The organism is Primorskyibacter sedentarius, assembly GCF_004342065.1.
Classification (GTDB): domain Bacteria; phylum Pseudomonadota; class Alphaproteobacteria; order Rhodobacterales; family Rhodobacteraceae; genus Primorskyibacter; species Primorskyibacter sedentarius.
Genome location: NZ_SLZU01000007.1, coordinates 81,054 through 101,454, shown reverse-complemented (window position 1 = coordinate 101,454; position 20,401 = coordinate 81,054). Strand labels below are relative to the sequence as shown.

General features: G+C 63.5%; 17 protein-coding genes. 10 read left to right on the top strand and 7 right to left on the bottom strand.

The window, feature by feature from the left end; genetic code table 11:
* Positions 1–22 precede the first annotated feature (22 nt).
* From ccmE to EDD52_RS11575, 6 genes are all read left to right on the top strand, one after another.
* Entirely contained in the window at positions 23–466 is a 444-nt protein-coding gene (gene ccmE / locus EDD52_RS11600) for a cytochrome c maturation protein CcmE (protein WP_132245095.1), read from the top strand.
* Positions 467–560: 94 nt separating this feature from the next.
* The gene (locus EDD52_RS11595; RefSeq protein WP_132245093.1) at positions 561–1,172 is read left to right on the top strand and encodes a holin-associated N-acetylmuramidase; all 612 of its coding nucleotides are present in this window, start codon (positions 561–563) and stop codon (positions 1,170–1,172) included.
* Entirely contained in the window at positions 1,163–1,792 is a 630-nt protein-coding gene (locus tag EDD52_RS11590; RefSeq protein ID WP_132245091.1) for a holin family protein, read from the top strand. The genes EDD52_RS11595 and EDD52_RS11590 overlap by 10 nt, the downstream gene beginning before the upstream one ends.
* A gap of 60 nt (positions 1,793–1,852) precedes the next feature.
* The gene (locus EDD52_RS11585; RefSeq protein WP_132245089.1) at positions 1,853–3,814 is read left to right on the top strand and encodes a heme lyase CcmF/NrfE family subunit; all 1,962 of its coding nucleotides are present in this window, start codon (positions 1,853–1,855) and stop codon (positions 3,812–3,814) included.
* On the top strand, positions 3,811–4,296 hold the full coding sequence (locus tag EDD52_RS11580; protein ID WP_132245087.1) for a cytochrome c-type biogenesis protein: 486 nt from the start codon (positions 3,811–3,813) through the stop codon (positions 4,294–4,296). Before EDD52_RS11585 ends, EDD52_RS11580 begins: the two co-directional genes overlap by 4 nt.
* A 78-nt stretch (positions 4,297–4,374) precedes the next feature.
* Positions 4,375–5,154 carry an enoyl-CoA hydratase-related protein gene (locus EDD52_RS11575; RefSeq protein ID WP_132245085.1) on the top strand — a complete coding sequence of 260 codons (780 nt, stop codon included), beginning with the start codon at positions 4,375–4,377 and terminating at the stop codon, positions 5,152–5,154.
* Positions 5,155–5,797: 643 nt separating this feature from the next.
* Here the strand turns inward: EDD52_RS11575 and gltA are convergent.
* A complete protein-coding gene (gltA, locus tag EDD52_RS11570; RefSeq protein WP_132245083.1) occupies positions 5,798–7,093 on the bottom strand; it encodes a citrate synthase in 1,296 nt (431 codons plus the stop codon).
* Between the two features lie 86 nt (positions 7,094–7,179).
* Complete coding sequence (gene gltX / locus EDD52_RS11565; RefSeq protein WP_132245081.1) at positions 7,180–8,592, bottom strand: glutamate--tRNA ligase; 1,413 nt, start codon at positions 8,590–8,592, stop codon at positions 7,180–7,182.
* Between the two features lie 78 nt (positions 8,593–8,670).
* Here gltX and EDD52_RS11560 point away from each other — a divergent pair, with 78 nt between their 5' ends.
* Positions 8,671–10,737 (top strand): ComEC/Rec2 family competence protein, encoded by a 2,067-nt coding sequence (locus EDD52_RS11560; protein ID WP_132245079.1) that lies wholly within the window; start codon positions 8,671–8,673, stop codon positions 10,735–10,737.
* A gap of 108 nt (positions 10,738–10,845) precedes the next feature.
* On the opposite strand, the gene lexA is transcribed toward EDD52_RS11560, so the two are convergent.
* The 4 genes from lexA to EDD52_RS11540 form a co-directional block, all read right to left on the bottom strand.
* Positions 10,846–11,538: a transcriptional repressor LexA gene (gene lexA, locus EDD52_RS11555; RefSeq protein ID WP_132245077.1), complete on the bottom strand. Its 693-nt coding sequence runs from the start codon at positions 11,536–11,538 to the stop codon at positions 10,846–10,848.
* Between the two features lie 332 nt (positions 11,539–11,870).
* A complete protein-coding gene (locus tag EDD52_RS11550) occupies positions 11,871–13,121 on the bottom strand; it encodes a sulfatase family protein (RefSeq protein ID WP_132245075.1) in 1,251 nt (416 codons plus the stop codon).
* Positions 13,118–14,125 carry an ABC transporter ATP-binding protein gene (locus EDD52_RS11545; RefSeq protein ID WP_132245073.1) on the bottom strand — a complete coding sequence of 336 codons (1,008 nt, stop codon included), beginning with the start codon at positions 14,123–14,125 and terminating at the stop codon, positions 13,118–13,120. Before EDD52_RS11545 ends, EDD52_RS11550 begins: the two co-directional genes overlap by 4 nt.
* On the bottom strand, positions 14,118–15,116 hold the full coding sequence (locus EDD52_RS11540) for an ABC transporter ATP-binding protein (protein ID WP_132245071.1): 999 nt from the start codon (positions 15,114–15,116) through the stop codon (positions 14,118–14,120). Before EDD52_RS11540 ends, EDD52_RS11545 begins: the two co-directional genes overlap by 8 nt.
* Before the next feature lie 221 nt (positions 15,117–15,337).
* Here EDD52_RS11540 and EDD52_RS11535 point away from each other — a divergent pair, with 221 nt between their 5' ends.
* Entirely contained in the window at positions 15,338–16,456 is a 1,119-nt protein-coding gene (locus tag EDD52_RS11535; protein WP_132245069.1) for a mandelate racemase/muconate lactonizing enzyme family protein, read from the top strand.
* Between the two features lies 1 nt (position 16,457).
* Complete coding sequence (locus tag EDD52_RS11530) at positions 16,458–17,873, top strand: sulfatase-like hydrolase/transferase (RefSeq protein ID WP_132245067.1); 1,416 nt, start codon at positions 16,458–16,460, stop codon at positions 17,871–17,873.
* On the opposite strand, the gene EDD52_RS11525 is transcribed toward EDD52_RS11530, so the two are convergent.
* A complete protein-coding gene (locus EDD52_RS11525; protein ID WP_243651910.1) occupies positions 17,854–18,585 on the bottom strand; it encodes a GntR family transcriptional regulator in 732 nt (243 codons plus the stop codon). The genes EDD52_RS11530 and EDD52_RS11525 overlap by 20 nt on opposite strands.
* A 202-nt stretch (positions 18,586–18,787) precedes the next feature.
* Between EDD52_RS11525 and EDD52_RS11520 the strand changes: the two genes are divergently transcribed.
* Entirely contained in the window at positions 18,788–20,359 is a 1,572-nt protein-coding gene (locus tag EDD52_RS11520; RefSeq protein ID WP_132245065.1) for an ABC transporter substrate-binding protein, read from the top strand.
* Positions 20,360–20,401 lie beyond the last annotated feature (42 nt).

Sequence of the window (20,401 nt, the reverse complement as noted above, 5' to 3'; positions counted from 1 at the left end):
CAAGCGCGAGAGGAGAGGGCGGATGAAGAGCCTCAAGAAGAAACGCCGCATTCAGGTTGTGGGCGTGGCCGTGGTCGCACTGGTGCTGAGCACCGGGCTGATCGGCTATGCGATGCGCGACGGCATCAACTTCTTCCGCTCACCCAGCCAGGTCATGGAAGAACCGCCCGCACCGAATGAGACGTTTCGGATTGGCGGGCTGGTCGAGGAAGGCTCGCTGGAGCGCGGCGTCGGAGAGCAGATCCGGTTTCGTGTGACCGATGGCGGGGCGACCGTGCCGGTGGTCTTTGGCGGCGTGCTGCCCGATCTCTTTGCCGAGAATCAGGGGATGGTCGGCACGGGTCGTTATGTGAATGGCGTGTTCGAAGCCTCTGAAATACTTGCCAAACATGACGAGACATACATGCCCAAAGAGGTCATGGATGCGCTGAAGGAACAAGGCGTCTACCAGGCCCCCGACAGCTGATCCGGGGCGGGCTGCGCGCGGTCAGATCGGGCCGCGTTAACCAATTGCTGCAATCGTTTGTGCCGAGGTTTCAGGCAAGCGAGAGGCAGCCAACATGCCCCAAGTCAGGCAAATTGCAGAAGAGATCGTGGCCCGCGAGGGCGGCTATGTGAACGACCCGGATGATCCCGGCGGTGCCACCAATCACGGTGTCACGATCCATACGATGCGGCGGTTGGGGCTTGACCTGACCGGCGATGGCCAGGTGGACGCAGCAGATGTGCGGCGTCTTGATCGCAAACAGGCGGTAGAGATCTTCCTGCGCCATTATTTCATAGAACCGCGTCTGGCAGAGCTTCCCGAGGCGCTGCAACCGTCGGTCTTTGACATGTATGTCAATGCCGGGTCCAATGCGGTGAAGATCCTGCAAAGGCTGCTTTGCGAGATGGGCGAAAGGGTTTCGACCGACGGTGTGGTCGGGCCGCAGACGATTGCGGCGGCGGCACGGGCGATGGCTGCGGCCTCGGCCCATCTTGTGGATGCCTACGGGATCGCGCGGCGCAACTATTACTTCGGGATCGCCGATGCGCGCCCGACCTCGCGCAAATATGCGCGGACGCGGGCGGGGGGCAAAGGCGGCTGGATCAAGCGCGCCGAAGAGTTCATCTCGCCACGGTTCCATCTGACAGAGGCTGCGTTCCGCGCGCGGGTGTCGGCATGGGGTTGATCGACAGGTTGCTGGGCGTCGTCTTCGGGGGCGGGCGCAATGTCGTGGCCGAGACGGCAGAGATCTTCCGCGTCAATGCCGAGGCGGAAGCGGTGCGCGGCGCCACGCTGCGCGGGGCGGCATTGCAGCAGTTCGGGCAGGAATTCGTGCAGCCCCGGCAAGGCACGTTCGACCGGTTCATGGACGGGGTGAACCGCATCCCGCGCCCGGCGCTGGCGCTTGGCACGCTGGGGCTGTTCGTGGCGGCGATGGTGGATCCGGTGTGGTTCGCCGCGCGCATGGCCGGGATCGCGCTGGTGCCAGAGCCGCTGTGGTGGCTGCTGGGCGCGATCGTGTCCTTCTACTTTGGCGCGCGCCATCAGGCGAAGGGGCAGGCCTATCAGAACGTGCTTGCCCGCACCGTGGGCATGGCGCCGCAGGTCGCCCGCGCGGTGACAGAGATCGAGGCCCTGCGCGGTGGCCACGCCGCGGCTTCGGCGCAACCCGGTGCCGTTGCAGCACAGGACGGTGCGGTGGCCGCGCCACGCACACCGGCCCCCGAGCCGGTGTCTTTGCCCGCCGCCACCACCGACAACCCGGCGCTGGCCGAGTGGCGGGCGCATAAGGGCGCGACAATGTGAACGGGGCGGGGCGGGGAAAACCATTGGCCCGCCCCCCATTGCGCGAATATAACGCTTGGTATGATTACAGAACTCGGGCATTTCGCCCTCATCCTCGCCTTTCTCGTCGCCATCGTGCAGACGGTTGTTCCCATCATCGGTGCGCATAAGCGCTGGCCGGGCTGGATGTCCGTGGCCGAACCCGCCGCCACCACGCAGTTTCTGCTGGTGGGCTTTGCGTTTGCGGCGCTGACATATGCGTTTGTCACCAGCGATTTCAGCCTGCAACTGGTGGTGCTAAACAGCCATTCCGCCAAGCCGATGATCTACAAGATCTCGGGCGTGTGGGGGAATCACGAAGGATCGATGCTGCTCTGGGCGCTGATCCTCAGCTTGTTTGGCGCGATGGTGGCCTGGTTCGGGGCGCAGCTTCCGCCGACCTTGCGCGCGCGTGTACTGGCCGTACAAGCGGCCATCGGCGTGGCCTTCCTGGCCTTCATCCTCTTCACCTCCAACCCGTTTTTGCGGCTGGCGATCCCGCCCTTTGACGGGCAGGATCTGAACCCGCTTCTGCAGGATCCGGGGCTCGCCTTCCATCCGCCGTTTCTCTATCTCGGCTATGTCGGCCTCAGCATCTGTTTCAGCTTCGCGGTCGCCGCCCTGATCGAAGGGCGGGTCGATGCCGCCTGGGGCCGGTGGGTGCGGCCCTGGACGCTGGCTGCGTGGATTTTCCTGACGATCGGCATCGCGCTCGGGTCCTGGTGGGCCTATTACGAGCTTGGCTGGGGCGGGTTCTGGTTCTGGGATCCGGTCGAGAATGCCAGCTTCATGCCGTGGCTCTTTGCGGCGGCCCTGCTTCACAGCTCCATCGTGGTGGAAAAGCGCGAATCGCTGAAAAGCTGGACCATCTTGCTGGCGATCATGGCATTCGGCTTCTCGATGATCGGCACATTCATCGTCCGCTCCGGGGTGCTGACCAGCGTCCATGCCTTCGCCAATGACCCCGAACGCGGCGTGTTCATCCTGATGATCCTTGCATTCTTTACCGGCGGCGCGCTGACGCTTTTCGCCGCGCGGGCCGGCGCGATGGAGGCGAAAGGGGTCTTTGCCGTTGTCAGCCGCGAAAGCGCGCTGGTGGCCAATAATATCCTGCTGTCGGTCGCCTCGCTGGTGGTCTTTGTCGGCACGATCTGGCCGCTGGCGGCCGAGATGTTCTTTGACCGCAAGCTGAGCGTGGGCGCGCCATTCTTCAACATGGCCTTCACGCCCTTCATGGTGGTGCTGGGTCTGATCCTTCCCATCGGGGCGATGCTGCCGTGGAAACGGGCAAAGATCGGCCGGGTGATGCGCCAGCTTGTGCCCGCATTCGTGCTGGCCGTGGCACTTGCCGGGCTGGCCTGGGCGATCCAGTCCGGGCGCAGCCTGCTGGGCCCCGTGGGCCTTTTCCTTGGCAGCTGGCTGGTCTTTGGCGCGCTCACCGATCTGTGGACCCGCACGGGACGGTCGCGCGATCTGCGCCGCCTGCTGCGCCTTCCGCGGGCCGATTGGGGCAAGTCGGTCGCCCATGCCGGGCTGGGCATCACCATCTTCGGCATCGCCGGGCTGACCGCCTGGCAGGCCGAGGATATTCGCGTGGCGCAGATCGGTGCGCCTTACGAGGTTGCGGGATACGAGCTGACGCTGAACGGTGTCGAGCGGGTGCGGGGGCCGAATTACTTTTCGACCACGGCGGATGTCACGCTTGCCAAGAACGGGCGCGAGATCGCGACCTTGCATCCTGAAAAGCGCAACTATCCCGTGGCGCAGATGCCGACGACCGAGGCGGCAATCGATTACCGGTTCCTGCGCGACGTCTATGTCGTGATCGGGGATGCGCAGGGCGAGGGCGCCTGGACGGTGCGGACCTATGTCAAACCGCTGGCGGGCTGGATCTGGGCCGGGTGCATCATCATGGCCCTGGGCGGTGGTCTGTCACTGTCTGACCGGCGCTACCGCGTCGCCGCCGGGGCGCGCAAGGTGCCCGCAGGGGTGCCCGCGGAATGAGGCGGTTTGCCCCCATCAGGTCTTGTGGGCTGGCGCTGTGCCTTGCGCTGCTTGCGGCCCCGCTTTGGGCCGTGCAGCCCGATGAGGTTCTGGATGATCCCGCGCTGGAGGCACGGGCGCGGGAGCTGTCCAAAGGGCTGCGCTGCCTCGTGTGCCAGAACGAAAGCATTGACGAATCCAACGCGTCGCTTGCGCGGGATCTTCGTCTTCTGGTGCGCGAGCGTCTTGTCGCGGGCGACAGCGATGACGAGGCGATTGCCTATATCGTCGACCGTTACGGCGAATTCGTCCTGCTGCGGCCAACGACGGGCGGCGCCAACTGGCTGCTCTGGGCGGCGGGGCCTGCAATGCTGATCGCCGCACTTGGCATGGGCACGGTCTATATCCGCCGCCGGTCGCAGGCTGGCACCCCGTCCGATGACGGGCTGGACGCCGAAGAAGCCGCGCGGCTGAAAGAGATCCTGCACCGCGACGACAAATGACGCCGCGTTCGGCTTTGCCATTCGGCCCGCGTCCGTGTTTGATGCGGCCCGAAGGTTGATCGGCAAGGAGACCGCGACGTGCATTACGAAACCATCACCTATGAGGTGAGCGACGACATCTGCGTGATCACGCTGAACCGGCCTGACGTGATGAACGCGCTTGATACGCAGATGCGTGCCGAGATCACCCAGGCCATGCGTGCCGGGGCTGCCGAGGCGCGGGTGGTCGTGATGACCGGCGCGGGCGAGCGGGCCTTTTGTTCCGGGCAGGATCTGGGCGACCGGGCAACGGCGGCCAATCTGGACCTCGAACGGGTTCTGCGCGACGAATACGAACCGATGCTGAAGGCGATCTACGAATGCCCTGTGCCGACGATCTCTGCGGTCAATGGCGCGGCTGCGGGGGCGGGGGCGAACCTTGCACTGGCGGCGGATGTGGTCATCGCCACGCAAAGCGCCAGCTTCATTCAGGCCTTCACCCGGATCGGCCTGATCCCGGATGCGGGGGGCAGCTATTACCTGCCGCGCCAGATGGGCATGGCCAAGGCGATGGGGGCGGCGCTGTTCGCCGACAAGATCTCGGCCCGGCAGGCGGATGACTGGGGCATGATCTATGAGGCGGTGGCGGATGACGCGTTCGCCGGGCATTGGCGCAAGCGCGCGGCGCATCTGGCGAAGGGGCCGACCGCAGCCTATCATGCGCTGAAACAGGCGATCCGTGGCAGCTTTGACAACTCTCTGGACGACCAACTGGCGCTGGAGGCAAAGCTTCAGGGGCAATGCGGAAAGACCCGTGATTTTCGCGAGGGCGTGGTGGCCTTTCTGGAAAAACGCCCCGCCCATTACGAAGGGCGCTAAGCCGCACTGTGATACGGGAACCGGGCGCCAAGGGGCGCCCGTTTTTCTTTTGGGCGGCGCTTTTGTGATCGGGCTTTCCGCCTGTTGTTGATCAGCTGTGCGAATTCGAGACTGAACTTCTCGAAAAACGGCCGGGCGGCCCGGTTCGATCGGGGCAGGCTGGGCATGTCCCGCCGGGTCATCTGGCCTGCGGGATTTCAGTCCCGGTACGGGTGCCTGTTTTCTGTGCAGCCGGACGGGAGGCGTTAACTTTCGTTACGAATTTAGTTGAAATCGTGTGAACGTATATCGTATACGATTAAGTATAGATTTTGTTAAACGACGACGATTTTGAACTGACATTTTTCTGGGGGCCGCTGCGTGCAATCTGCGTGGTTTCTTGGAAATTGCGTTTTATGACGAAGAGAAGCGGGTGAGTGGCCTGTCATTTTCTCAAGTCGCGGAATGAAGCCTGCGTGGGGAGTACGCAGGGTTCATTCCGTGGCACTTTACAGCCTGCGCATATTCGATCCGTAGGTCAGCCCACCCGGTAAATCCACATTTGCATGCTGCGCGGCTGATGTGCGGCCTTCCGGCGTCATCTTCGCATGAAAAAGCCCGGCACCCCGAAGGGGCCGGGCCGATTTCGCGGCGGCTGAGCGGGTCAGCGCTTTTCGATATCCACGTAGTCGCGCAGCGTCTCGCCAAGATAGAGCTGGCGCGGACGGCCGATCTTGTTCTGGGGATCGCCGATCATCTCTTTCCACTGCGAAACCCAGCCAACGGTGCGCGACAGCGCAAAGATCGGCGTGAACATCGAGGTGGGGAAGCCCATCGCTTCGAGGATGATGCCCGAATAGAAATCGACATTCGGGAACAGCTTCTTCTCGGTGAAGTAGGGGTCCGCGAGGGCGGCGGCCTCAAGCTCTTTGGCGACCTGAAGCGTCGGGTTGTTTTCAACGCCCAGAAGATCCAGCACCTCGTCCGCGGACTGTTTCATCACCTTGGCGCGCGGGTCGAAGTTCTTGTAGACGCGGTGGCCAAAGCCCATCAGGCGGAACGGGTCGTTCTTGTCCTTGGCACGCTCGATGAATTCGGGGATGCGGTTGGGGCTGCCGATCTCGCGCAGCATCTCAAGGCAGGCCTGGTTGGCGCCGCCATGTGCAGGCCCCCAAAGGCAGGCAATGCCGGCCGCGATGCAGGCGAAGGGGTTGGCACCGGAGGACGAGGCCAGACGCACGGTCGAGGTCGAGGCGTTCTGTTCGTGATCCGCATGCAGGGTAAAGATGCGGTCCATGGCACGGGCGAGGATCGGGTTGACCTCGTATTCCTCGGCCGGAACGGAGAAACACATGCGCAGGAAATTGGACGCATAGTCCAGATCGTTGCGCGGATACACGAAGGGCTGGCCGGTGTGGTACTTGTAGGCCCAGGCGGCGATTGTCGGCATCTTGGCGATCAGGCGGATCGAGGCGACCTCGCGCTGCCAGGGATCGGTGATGTCGGTGGAGTCGTGGTAGAAGGCGGACATTGCCCCCACGACGCCGACCATGATCGCCATCGGATGCGCATCACGGCGGAACCCGCGGAAGAAATACTGCATCTGTTCATGCAGCATTGTGTGGTTGGTCACGCGGCTTTCGAAATCCTCCAGCTCGGACGCGGAGGGCAGTTCACCGTAAAGCAGCAGGTAGCAGACTTCGAGGTAATGCGATTTCTCTGCCAGCTGGTCGATTGGGTAGCCGCGATGCAGCAGCTCGCCCTTGTCGCCATCGATGAAGGTGATCGTGCTGTCGCACGCAGCGGTGGAGGTAAAGCCGGGATCGTAGGTGAAGACGCCCGCATCCGCGTAAAGTTTGCGGATGTCGAGCACATCGGGGCCTACGGTGGGGCTGTAGATCGGCAGGTCGAAGCTTTTGCCGTCCAGTTGCAAGGTAGCGTTCTTGGTACTCTCAGCCATGAATTGGTCCCTTCGTCTCAATGCCGTGGCGCAGGCGCGACGGCTTCCTATGTCAACAGGCATTGAGGGAAGGGTGACCTCGACGGTCAGCTTGCCTCAATCGCCGCAGCCTGATCAAGCCGGGACAGGGTTTCATCCCGGCCCAACACGAGCATCATGTCGAATACGCTGGGGGTCACGGAACGCCCGGCCAGTGCCGCCCGTAAAGGGCCTGCGAGCTTGCCGAACTTCAGGTCATGTGCCTCGGTGAACCGCGACAGGACCCCCTCCAATTCGTCTCGCGACCAGCTAGCATTTTGCAGCTGCGGCGTCAATGACGTCAGTATACCACGGGATACCGCATCAAGCTGCGCAGCGGATTTCTCGTCCGGCACGATCGGGGTATCTGCAAGCACAAACTCCGCTTTCTCAAGGAGTTGCGGGAATGTCTTTGCCCGGTCCTTGAGGCAATACATCGCACGCCCCAATCCGTCTTTCTGCGCGGGGGTCAGCGCGGGCTTGTTCGCTGCCGCTAGGTAAGCAGCAATTTCTTGCAGCAGTGCAGCATCGTCGGCCACCGCGATATGCTGACCGCAGAGATTCTCCAGTTTCTTGAAGTCGAAACGGGCGGGGCTTTTGCCGATTCCGTCCAGCCCGAACCACTCTTTTGCCTGCGCGTCGGTGAAGAATTCATCGTCGCCATGGCTCCATCCCAGACGGGCGAGGTAGTTGCGCATGCCCGCCGCCGGATAGCCCATCGCCTGGTATTCCTCGACCCCGAGAGCGCCGTGGCGTTTGGACAGTTTCTTGCCGTCCGGCCCGTGGATCAGCGGAATATGCGCCCAGACCGGCATATCCCAGCCCATCGCGGTATAGATGCCCATCTGGCGGGCGGCGTTGTTAAGGTGGTCGTCCCCGCGGATCACATGGGTCACGCCCATGTCATGGTCGTCCACCACCACGGCCAGCATGTAGACCGGCGTGCCGTCGGACCGCAGCAGGATCATGTCATCCAGCTGGTCGTTGCGGATCGTGACCTTGCCCTGCACCTGATCGTCGATGACGGTGGCACCTTCGGTGGGGGTCTTCAGCCGGATCACGAAAGGCGCATCCGGGTGCGTGGCCGGGTCGGCGTCACGCCAGGGGCTTTGGAAAAGGGTCGATTTGCCTTCGGCCTTGGCGGCGTCGCGGAATGCGGCGATTTCATCCTGCGTGGCAAAGCATTTATAGGCGGCCCCTTTGGCCAGCAATTCATGCGCAACCTCGGCATGGCGCGCGGCACCGGCGGCCTGGCTGACCGCCTCGCCGTCATGGTCCAGCCCCAGCCAGTCCAGCCCTTTCAGGATGGCGGCGGTCGCCTCGGGGGTTGACCGCTCGCGGTCGGTATCTTCGATGCGCAGAAGGAACCGCCCGCCGCGACCGCGGGCGAACAGCCAGTTGAACAGCGCCGTGCGCGCCCCGCCAATATGCAGGTAGCCTGTGGGAGAGGGCGCGAAACGGGTCACGACTTGGCCGGTCATGGGCAATATTTACCTTCTGTAAACCTTGGGAGAGATAGCGTTGACGCATCCATAAACGTCACGCCAGCGAAGGACAAGATGCGCGCCCTGGACCGGATCGAAGCGGCCCTGCTGGATCAGCGCGGCCACCTCTTTGCCTGGGTGCCGGTTTTCCTGGCACTGGGGGTGGGCGGCTATTTCCTGCTGCGGGTAGAGCCTGCGACATGGGTTCTGGGCCTGTGCGCCGGGGCGGGGGCGGTGATGCTGGTGTTTCAGCGCCGGTTGGGCGCCGCGTGGGGGCCGCCCTTGGCCGCTGTGGCGCTGATCCTGCTGGGCGTGGCCGTGGCAGGCGCGCGGGCGCATCAGGTCTCTGCCCCTGTGTTAAGCTTTCGCTATTACGGTCCCGTCGAGGGGCGCATCATCGGTATCGACCGGTCCGCCTCTGACGCGGTGCGGCTGACGCTGGACCGGGTTGTGCTCAGCCGCACCTCGCCGGACCGGACGCCAGAGCGGGTGCGCGTGTCCCTGCACGGCGAGCAGGGCTTTATCACGCCGACACCCGGCATGACGGTGATCCTGACCGGGCATCTGTCGCCCCCCCAGGGCGCGGTAGAGCCGGGCGGGTTCGATTTTCGCCGCCATTCGTGGTTCCTGCGATTGGGCGCGGTGGGCTATACGCGCACGCCCGTGCTGATGCTGGAACCGCCAGAGGGGGGGCTGTTCGTGTTCCGGGCGCGTATGGCGCTATCTGCGAAGGTGCAGGCGGCCCTGCCGGGCGAGACAGGTGCCTTTGCCGCCGCTGTCATGACAGGCGACCGGTCCGGCATGGGGCAGGACACGCTGGAGGCACTGCGGCAGAGCAATCTGGCGCATCTTCTGGCTATCTCTGGACTACATATGGGGCTTCTGGCCGGGTTCGTCTTTGCGGCGTTGCGGCTGGGGTTTCTGCTTTGGCCCGCAGCGGCGCTGCGCCTGCCGGTCAAGAAGCTGGCGGCGGGCGGTGCGATGCTGGTTGCGGGGTTCTACCTTGCGCTTTCGGGCGGCAATGTCGCGACGGAGCGCGCCTTCGTCATGGCCGCCGTTGCACTGGGGGCGGTGATCGTCGACCGGCGCGCGTTGAGCTTGCGGGCGGTTGCGATGGCGGCGCTGATCGTCCTGATCCTGCGGCCGGAGGCGCTGCTGGGGCCGGGATTCCAGATGTCCTTTGCCGCCACCGCGGCGCTGGTGGCTGTCTTTGGCGCACTGCGGGATCTGGACATGGAGTGGGTGCCGCGCTGGGTCCGGCCAATTCTGGCGGTGGTGATTTCCTCTGCCGTGGCAGGCGCTGCGACGGCCCCGGTGGGCATGGCGCATTTCAATCAGGCGGCGCATTACGGGCTGCTGGCAAACCTTGTCTCCGTGCCCCTGATGGGGGTGCTGGTCATGCCCGCCGCCGTCGTTTCGGCCTGCCTTTTGCCATTCGGGCTGGAAGGCGTGGCCCTGTGGTTCATGGGGCTGGGGCTGGATTGGATCTTGCTGGTGGCGACCACCGTTTCGGGCTGGGAAGGGGCAGTTGGTCAGGTCACCAGCCCCGGCCCATGGGTGCTGCCGATGCTGGCGCTTGGCATGTTGTTCCTGATGCTGTGGCAGGGGCGGGTCCGTCTGGCGGGTCTGGGGCCCGTCGCACTGGCGCTGGCGCTGTGGGCCGGGGCTGACCGGCCGGGTGTTCTGGTGGCCGAGGATGGCGCCTTGATGGGCGTTCTGGGGCCAGAGGGCAGAGCGTTGAGCAAACCCAAAGGCGCGGGGTTCGTCGCGGGCGTCTGGCTGGAGAATGACGGCGACGCGGCAGAGCAGGCCGAGGCCGCCACGCGCTGGCCCGGGGGCGGTGTCCTGCGCGAGCTGTCCTACGGCGCAAGGACTTTCCGGCATGCGCAGGGCAAACGCGGATTGACCGCATTGTTGGAGACAGGCTGCGCGGCGGAAGAGATCGTCGTCACCACGGCCGATCTGGAAGGGCGGGAGCTGGCTTGCGACGTCTACGATCCGCAGCGGCTCCGCCAGACCGGGGCCATGTCCTTTGATCTGGAGGAGGGGCGGCTGGTGCGCCGGACAGCTGCGGAATATGCGGGCGACAGGCTCTGGACCGGGGCGCCGCGCAAGAAGCTGCAGCTTGCCTCGGCGGAGTGAGCGGATCGGCGCGCATTGTCGGCGCGACAGGGCAGAAAGCACAAGACCGCCGCGCGCCGCTTTGGTCAAAGGGCGCAGGGCGGTCCTGACAGGTGAAGCGGGGTGCGCCTAGTAGGTGCGGATCAGTCCGACAAGCCGCCCTTGCACTTTGACCTGACCATTCGGCAGGACACGGGGTTCATAGGCCGGGTTTGCAGGTTCCAGCACGATCATGTCGCCCTTGCGCTGAAAACGTTTCAGCGTCGCCTCGTAGCCATCCACCTGGGCCACGACGATATCGCCATTATCGGCCTGGCTGGTTTCGCGGATCACCACGACATCGCCGTCGTTGATCCCGGCATCGATCATGGAATCGCCTTTGACCTCAAGCGCATAGTGGCGGGCGGAGCCGCGAAGCATCTGGCCGGGAACGGCAATGCCGGGCGGGTTGTCGGCCACAGCCTCGATCGGGACACCGGCGGCGATGCGCCCCACCAGCGGCAGTTCCGTGGCATGCACCGCCTCGATCGGCTGGGCATTGGCGGGCTGCCCCGAGGAGCCCCCCTCGATCACGCGGGGGGTGAAACCGGCAGGGGCGGCATTCATGCTGTCGGGCAGCTTCACAATCTCGATGGCGCGGGCACGGTGGGCAAGGCGGCGGATGAAGCCGCGCTCCTCCAGCGCCGTGATCAGCCGGTGAATTCCGGATTTGGAGCGCAGGTCGAGCGCCTCTTTCATTTCGTCAAAGCTGGGCGGGACGCCGTCACGCAGCATCCGCTTGTTGATGAACTCCAGCAGGTCCAATTGCTTCTTCGTGAGCATTTCGCCACTCCACCTCATGTATCTTGCTTTGTTCTACGCATGTTCTCGTTTTGTGTCAACGACTTGTGCCGGTGCGGACGGTTCGGGACCACCCTCCAGCCGGACGAATGCCGCCCGATCTTGACCCCGGCGCGTTAAGACGGGGTTAAGCTTAACAAGGTCTTTCCGTGGGGATGATCGGGGCGGTGTGGCCTGCGTAAATAACTTTATTACAATGGGTTAGGGCGCGTGCGTTTTCCGGGTGCCAGCCGGTTTCATCGCCGAAAAATGCAGCCGAAAACGCCCCCGATATCTGGTGTGGCGCGGCTGGATTGCCACAAGATTCAGTTGCGTCAGGCAAGCTGCCCGAACAGCGCCGCGCCTTCGTCATCACCGATGCTTTGGGCGAAGGCCGCGGCCTCTTGCACCATGGTGTCGATCACAGGGCGGTACGACGGGTAATGCGTGTAGCGGTCAAAGCCGGGATCGGGGCGCGGGGTCTCAAAGACGTTGATTTCTTCCTCGGGGTCGGCATGGCGGTTGAAAAGCTCGTGATTGCCGTCATCCGACACGATCAGCTTCCACCCTTCGCTGAGCCATGCGCGTTGATGCAGGGCGCTGACATGGGTGATGGTCTGGACATAGAAGGCCCGGCGCCAGTCAGGCACGGGCCAGCCGTCAAGCATTGGCTTCAGGCTGTGGCCGTGGCACGGCGAAAGCGGGGGGGCGCCTGCAAAATCCAGAAGCGTCGGCGTCAGATCCTGAAGGCCCACCAGATCGGTCCGTACAGCACCCGCAGCGATGGTGCCGGGCCAGGAAATCAGCATCGGGATGCGGATGGAATCATCCGTGCAGACGAATTTATGTTCGCCCTCTGGCCGGTAGCGAAACGTCTCTCCGTGGTCGGAATAATAAAGCACGATCGTGTCCTCGCGCAGCCCGGTGGCGTCGAGTGTATCGAGGATGCGGCCGATTTCGTGGTCGAGCGCGCTGACGGCGGCATAGTAGCCAGCGAAGGGCACGCCCTTGTGGCGGAAGGGTTCGTAAAACCGCGCGGGCGCGGTGAACGGGTCATGCGGCGGGTAATAGCTTTGCACCATGACGAAGGGCTGGTTGTTGCCGTCTGCGGCCTGATCGCGCAGAAACGCGATGCAGGCATCGGTCTGGACGGTGGGCCGGTATTGCCCGTCAAGCCGCCCGTCGACCCAGTGACCCACGCGGCTGTTGAAGCTTTCCTCCCAGATATCGAAGAAGGGCGGGTGGCCGTCGCCCAGATGCCATTTGCCGAAATGCGCGGTCAGGTAGCCCGCCTGCCGGAGCTGATCGAAGACGGTGCGCTTGACCGCGCCCACGCTTTCGAAGGCGTTATCGATGTCATAGACATTGTCGATGATCCGATGGGCATGCGGGTAGACGCCGGTCCACATGGTCGCGCGGGCGGGGGTGCAGACTGGCCACGGCGTGTAAGCGTTCTGGAACCGCACACCTTCGGAGGCCAGCCGGTCAAGATTTGGCGTCTGGACAAAGGCGCTGCCCGCGCAGCCCATCGCATCAGCGCGGTGCTGGTCGGCAAAGATCACGACGATATTGGGCTGTGCGGTCATGCGGTCTGTCCTTTGGCGGCAAGAGCGGGGTCAAGCAGGTGGCAGCGGGCGGCATGCCCCGGGGCCAGTTGGGTGCGGGCGGGGGGCGTGCTGCGGCAGATCTCCATCACATGCGGGCAGCGCGTGTGAAACCGGCAGCCCGTGGGCGGATCGATCGGGCTGGGTATGTCGCCTTTCAGCACGATCTCGGGGCGTTCATGCACGCGGGCGCGCGGTGCGGATTTCAGCAGCGCCTGCGTGTAGGGATGGGCAGGGGTGCTGAAGAGCCGCGCCCGGGGGGCGATCTCGACAAGCTCGCCCAGATACATCACGCCGATCCGGTCGGCGATATGGCGCACGATTGCGATGTCATGGCTGATGAAAAGATAGGTCAGCCCGCGTTCGCGTTTCAGCTTTTGCAGCAGGTTGATGATCTGCGCCTGCACGCTGACATCAAGGGCAGAGACAGCCTCGTCGCAGACCAGAAGATCGGTTTCCAGCGCCAGAGCGCGGGCGATGCCGACTCGCTGACGCTGCCCGCCCGACAGCTGATGCGGAAAGCGGTTGGCAAAGTCCTGCGGCAGGCCCACGAGGTCAAGCAGTTCGGCCAGCCTTGCGCGGCGCTCTGCATTGGTGCCGACGGCGTGGATGTCGAGCGGTTCCATGATCGCCTGACCGATCAGCATGCGCGGGTTGAGCGAGCCGAACGGGTCCTGAATGACGATCTGCAACCGGCGCCGCAGCTTGCGCATGGCAGTATCGTCAAGGGTGCGAATATCCGTGCCCGCAATCTCGATCCGGCCGTGATCGGCCTCTATCAGGCGCAGAATAAGGCGGCCCAGCGTGGTCTTGCCGCAGCCGGATTCGCCGACAATGGCAAGCGTTTCGCCGCGCGCCACGGAGAAAGAGACATCTTCCACCGCGCGTACAACGCCGCGTTTGCCGCTGAAAAAACCGCCCCGCCCGGCAGAGAAATGCTTTGTCAGGTTGCTTACGCGCAGGTAGGGCATGGGCGGTTCAGCCATGTTCCACCTCCAGCAGATCGTTGACGACGTAGCCTCTGGGGCGGATGCAGGCGGCGCGGTGGTGATCGGCAAACCACATCAGACGCGGATCGGCCTGATCGCAGATTTCGCGGAAATGGGCGCAGCGCGGGCCAAAACGGCAGCCTTCGGGGCGCAGATGCGGTTCGGGGACCGTGCCGGGGATCGTGGCGAGCTCTGCAAGATCGGCATCCACGGGCGGATGGCTGCGCAGCAGACCTTCGGTATAGGGGTGCAGTGGCGCGTCGAAAATCTGTTCTGTCGTGCCGGTCTCGACGATCCGGCCGGCATACATCACCGACACATGGTCGGCATAGCCCGCCACCACGCCCAGATCATGGGTGATCAGCAGGATCGCCATATGCAGCTCTGATTGCAGATCGTGGAGCAGTTCGAGGATCTGCGCCTGAATGGTGACGTCCAATGCGGTGGTGGGCTCATCGGCGATCAGCAGCTTGGGCTGACAGGCGATGGCAATGGCGATCATCACCCGTTGCCGCATGCCCCCCGAAAGCTGATGCGGGTATTCGTCGATCCGCCGGTTTGCGGCGGGGATGCGCACCCAGTCCAGCATTTCAAGGGCGCGTTTGCGGGCGGCGGTGCGGGACAGGCGCTGGTGCACGCGCAGCGTCTCGGCGATCTGTTCGCCCACCGGCAGCACCGGGTTTAGCGCCGTCATAGGTTCCTGAAAGATCATCGAGATTTCGGCCCCGCGCACATGGCGCATCCCGCCTTCGTCCAGCCGCAGGAGCTCGCGCCCCTCGAAGGAGATATGCTGGGCTTCAACCTCGAATTGCGCGGCGTCCAGCAGACGCATGATCGCCATGGCAGAGATGGATTTGCCGCTGCCGGATTCGCCGACAAGCCCGTGTGTCTGCCCCTTCAGCAGGTCAAGCTCCACCGCTTCGACAAGAGCGACGCCACCGGATCGGACCTCCAGTCCGCGGACAGATAGCAAGGGTGCGACCGACATGTCGGAACTCCGAATCTGCATATTGGCCATTATGCACGCCCGGCGGTAAAAGACGCGTTGCAAAATAGCGACTTGCGATATTCGTATACGATCATACAATTCCCGAAACGGGAGTCATGGCGCAGCGGGACCGGCCGCATTGTAGACGGCGGGAAACAGGGATTTCGGCCAGCGCCTGTGCGCCGTGGCCAATGCTGCGCGAAAAAGGATCGGAGCCTCGCATGAAAATCACGGATGTCAGCGCAGTCTATCTTCGGCTGCCGGAGATCAAGGCGCGGACCGACAGCTCTCAGGATGCGTTGCTGGTGCGCATTGATACGGATGCGGGCGTGACCGGGTGGGGAGAGGTCGATGGCTGCCCCTGGGTGGTCAAGGCCATCATCGATGCGCCGATGTCCCACACGATTGTCACCGGGCTGCGCAACCTGCTGATCGGCGAAGACCCGATGGATGTCGCGCGGCTTTGGACGAAGATGTACGAGGGCACGCTGTATTACGGGCGCGAAGGGGCGGTCATTCAGGCGATGGCGGGCTGTGATCTGGCGCTGTGGGACATCAAGGGCAAGGCGCTGGATCAGCCGGTCTGGAAGCTTTTGGGCGGGCGTTACCGCGACAAGCTGCGGGTCTATTCCTCCAACATGTTCCAGTTCACGCCCGAGGCGACCGCCGACCGTCTGCGCGCGGCGATGGATGAGGGCTTTACCGCCGCCAAGTTCGGGTGGGAGCCGTTCGGCAAGGACCCGGCCAGTGACTGCGCCTATCTGGACGCGCTGCGCAAGGCGGCGGGGCCGGATTTCGACATCATGCTGGATGTCGGGCTGATCTGGGATGCGACGACCACGATCCAGCGGGCAAAACTGTTTGAACCTTATGGTCTTGCCTGGATCGAGGAGCCGGTCCATCCTGACGACCTGAACGGCTATCGCCGGATATCGCAGAACATCACTCAAAGGTTGGCCGCGGGCGAGGAGGAATGCACCTTGCGCGGGTTCCAGCGGCTGATTGACGAGGGCGGCATCGGGCTGGCACAGATTGATCTGACGCGCTGCGGCCTGACGCAGGCGATGAAGATCGCGCAATACGCGGCGGACAAGGGGGTTCTGGTGGCCAACCATAATTTCACGACAGATCTGAACACGGCCGCGTCGCTGACCTTCCTGTCTGCGGTGCCCAATGCCTATGTGCTGGAATATTGCGTGGAGCCGTCGGAGCTGTCGCGCAACCTTGCGCGCGACCCGTTCGTGCAACGGGACGGGTTCATGGATGTGCCGGACGTGCCGGGGCTGGGATTCGAGCCCAATTTCGACGTGATCGAGAAATACGCGGTGGGCAGTCTCTGAGATGGGCACCGCCCGCCCGAATATCGTGGTGGTGCTGGTCGATCAGCTGCGCCGCCACGCGCTGAGCCTTTACGGGGATAACAACCTGCGCACGCCTGTCATCGACCGCATGGCCAGAGAGGGGCTGGTATTCGATACCATGTGCGCGACCTTTCCATCCTGCGTGCCATTCCGGTTTTCCTTCCTGACCGGCGAATATGCCCATAGCCGTATGGTGCCCTCGCTTGGCTACCGGTTATCGCCGGCCGAACGCACCCTGGGCGAGGCGATGCAGGGCTGCGGATATCACACCGGATACCTTGGCAAATGGCATCTTTACTCGCTTTACGGGATTGTCGGCGGGCAGACGCTGCAAGAGGCGAACCGCACGCCGATCCCCGCCAGCCACCGGCGCGGCTTTGCCGATTGGCAGGGGTTCGAGCTGCGCAACGATTTCTACGACACGCATCTGTTCGAAGGCGAGGCGGATCAGCCCGTCCCGCTGGAGGGCTACCAGACCGACGCGCTGTTTCAACGCGCCCGCGATTGGTTGTCGGTGCCGCGTGACGACCCGTCCTTTCTGATCCTGTCGGTGGAAGCACCGCATCCGCCTTTCACCGCGCCCGAGGAGGCCATTCAAAAGGTGACCTCGCGTGGGAATTACGCCTGGCGGCCCAATGTCGATGTGCAGGCGATCCGGGCCTTCCCGCCGGAATGGCAGAAAATGGCACAGGATGGTCGCACGCTGGAGGAGGTGACGGGTAAGGAGCGGCAGGCGATCTTTGTCGCCAATATGCAGATCTACTACGCGATGATCGAAGAGATCGACCGCAACATGGGCGCGCTGCTGGAGACGGTGAAGGCCACCGCATCGGGGCGCGAAACGATTGTCATGTTCCTGTCCGATCACGGAGAGCTTGGCGGCAGTCACGGCATGCTGGGCAAGGGAGAGCCGTTCGAGGAATCCATCGGTGTGCCGCTGATGCTGTGGTCCAGCGACCCTGATCTGGTCGCGCCGGGGCGGCGTTGTGACATGCCGCTATGCACCGAGGATCTTTTTCCCACGCTTGTCGGTCTGGGCGGCGGGGCGGCGCCGGATCTGCCGGGGCTGGACCTGTCGGGATTTGTCACGGGGCAGGGCGCTTTGCCAGACCGCGATGCCGTGCTACTGGAATTCACGGCCGAGCTGCGCCCGAACCGGCGCTATCACGACGAAACATGGCGCGGGCTTCGGACGCGGGATGCGAAATACGCCGTGATCGGGAATGCCCATGATGGGGTCAGGCCGTGGATGCTGTACGATCTGTCGCGCGATCCTTACGAGCAGCATAACCTTGTCGGAGAGGACCCCGCCCGTCTGCGCGATATGCACAATCTGCTGATGCGCCTGCTGGCCGAGGCCGGGGACGATTACCCGATTACGGCTCTTCAGAGCTGACGCGCACCTCGCCGTCGCGCAGGCGTTCGTAATTCACGGCGTCGGGGACTTCGAGGATATGGGTGTGCATGTGCTTTTCCAGATCCTCATGCGTGCCGCCCTGCAGGATCGACAGAAGCTCTTCATGCTCGCGGACGATGTCATCCAGACTGGGCTGGAGATAGGTTGACAGGCCGATGACGATGGTCAGTTGCAGCGCCAGCGGCTCCCATGCCTGCATCAAGGCGCGATTGCCGGTCAGCAGACACATGCGCCGGTGAAACTCGATATCGAAAAGGGCGGTGCGATAGTAATCCTCGGCCTGCGCCACCTCGCGCAGTTCCTGCACGCAGTCGACAATCGGGTCGAGAAGGCCGGGTTCGTGGCGGGCGCGTTCCTGCACCTCGCTGGCGGCCAGCATTTCCAGCGTCATGCGAACCTTGCGCAGGCTGCGCATGCTGTCGCGGGACACCTCCATCAGGCGCATGCCGCGATAGGGCATGTTCTCTACCACGCCGCGGCTTTCCAGCAGGCGCAATGCCTCTCGCACCGGCACGCGGCTGACATTCAGCTGGCGGGCCAGATCCGCCTCGACGACCCGGTCGCCGGGCAGGTATTGGCCGCGGGCTGCCGCCTCGACAATCGCGTCGACAATCGTTTCCGCCAGCATCTTGGGCGCAATCGGGGCAATCTGATCTTTTGCCTTGGATGTGGTCGCTGTCGCCTTGATCATGAACTGTCCTGTAGATCCTGACCCGAGCTTTCGGGTCTGCCGGGGGTTGAGTCGAAACTTGTCGCGCGTCATGATAATTCGTATTCACAATTATCGATTGCATCAAGTCTTTCATCGTATACAATCATACGAAGAGCATCTTTCCGTCCAGCAACAAAATGACGGGCACCCGAAAAACTCTTTCTTTTCAGTGAGGAATGCTATGCGCGATCGGCAATCAGGCAAGAGTACCAGCGTATTGGGCCGGGCGATAGCCGTGGCGGCGGCGATGCTTGGATTTGCGGCCACATCGGGGTCTGCGCAGGTCGCCGGAGGGGAGCTGGTGCTGGCGCAAAGCGCCAACCCGCCCAGTCTGGATGCAATGACCTCGTCGTCGGAATCGGCGCGCAACATCAACATGAATATCTTCGAGGCACTGGTAGCCATTGACGAGAATGTCGATCCGATCCCGATGCTGGCAAAGAGCATCGAGGCGTCGGATGACCTGCTGACCTATGTCTTTCCGCTTCGCGAGGGTGTGCTGTTTCACAACGGCAAGGAGATGACGGCCGAGGATGTCAAAGCCTCGCTTGAACGCTACCGCGAGATGGGGGCGACGCGCGGCATGCTCGACAAGGTGAAAGAGATCGAAATCACCGGCCCCTACGAGGTGACCTTTCACATGTCAGAGGCCACGCCGACCTTCATCGAGGGGTTTTCCTCCCCGCGCGCACCTGCCGTGATCATCCCCGCCGAAGAGGCCGCGAAACCGGCCAACGAGATAGAGATCATCGGGACCGGCCCTTTCAGGTTCGTGGAGTTTGTTCCGGACGATCACGTGACGCTGGAACGGTTCGACGGCTACGTGCCCAACGAGGATTTTCAGGGTGCCACGGGGTTTGGCGGCAAGAAGACGGCCTATCTGGATCGCGCGATCTATCGCATCATCCCCGAGGCCGGCGCGCGCGTCGCCGCACTTGAGGCCGGAGAGGTGCAATGGGCCGACCAGATCCCGGTGCCTGCCGCCAAGCGGATGATGTCGGATGAAACCCTGAACGTCTATGAGGCGCGGCAATGGGCGTTCATGACCTTCATCATGAACTGGAACCTGCCGCCCACGGATGACGTGAATTTCCGCCGTGCGGTGCTTTACGCGATAGAGCCCGAAGAGGTGATGGCGATCGCCACCGAAGGGTTCTACGACCTCAACCACGGCTGGCAATATCCCGGCCGGACCTACAATGCGGGCGATATCGGCAAAGAGATCTACGAGACCGCGCATCCGGACAAGGCCCGGGAGTTTCTGGCGCAGTCGGATTATGCGGGCGAGGAATTCCTGATCCTCACCGATCCCAACTATGCCGAGCATTCCCGCGCGGCCGTGGTGCTGGCAGGGCAGTTGAACGCGATCGGTATCAATGCCGTGGTCAAGCAGCATGACTGGGCGACGGTTCTGAAGATCCGCCACAGCGACGAGGGCTGGAACGGCTGGACGCTGATGCAGGGGCTCGAGCCCTTCCTTGGACCCTATGGGATGGCCGCGAAGATGACCGGCGACAAGACCCATATGCGGGGCACGGACCCGGTGTTTGACGAGGCTTATGACCGTCTGATCACCGGCAAGACGGTGCAGGACCGGCAACAGGCCTTTGCGGATATCCAGACCGCGATTTACGATCTGGTGCCGCAAATCAAACTGGGCGATGTTGGACGCATGCAGGCGGGTTCGGCGCGGCTGAAAGGGTTCCGGCCCTTCCGGGCGCCGCGGCTGAACGACATCTGGCTGGAAGACTAGGGGGCTGCGGCCCTGCGGATCACGCAGCGGCCCGGTAAGACC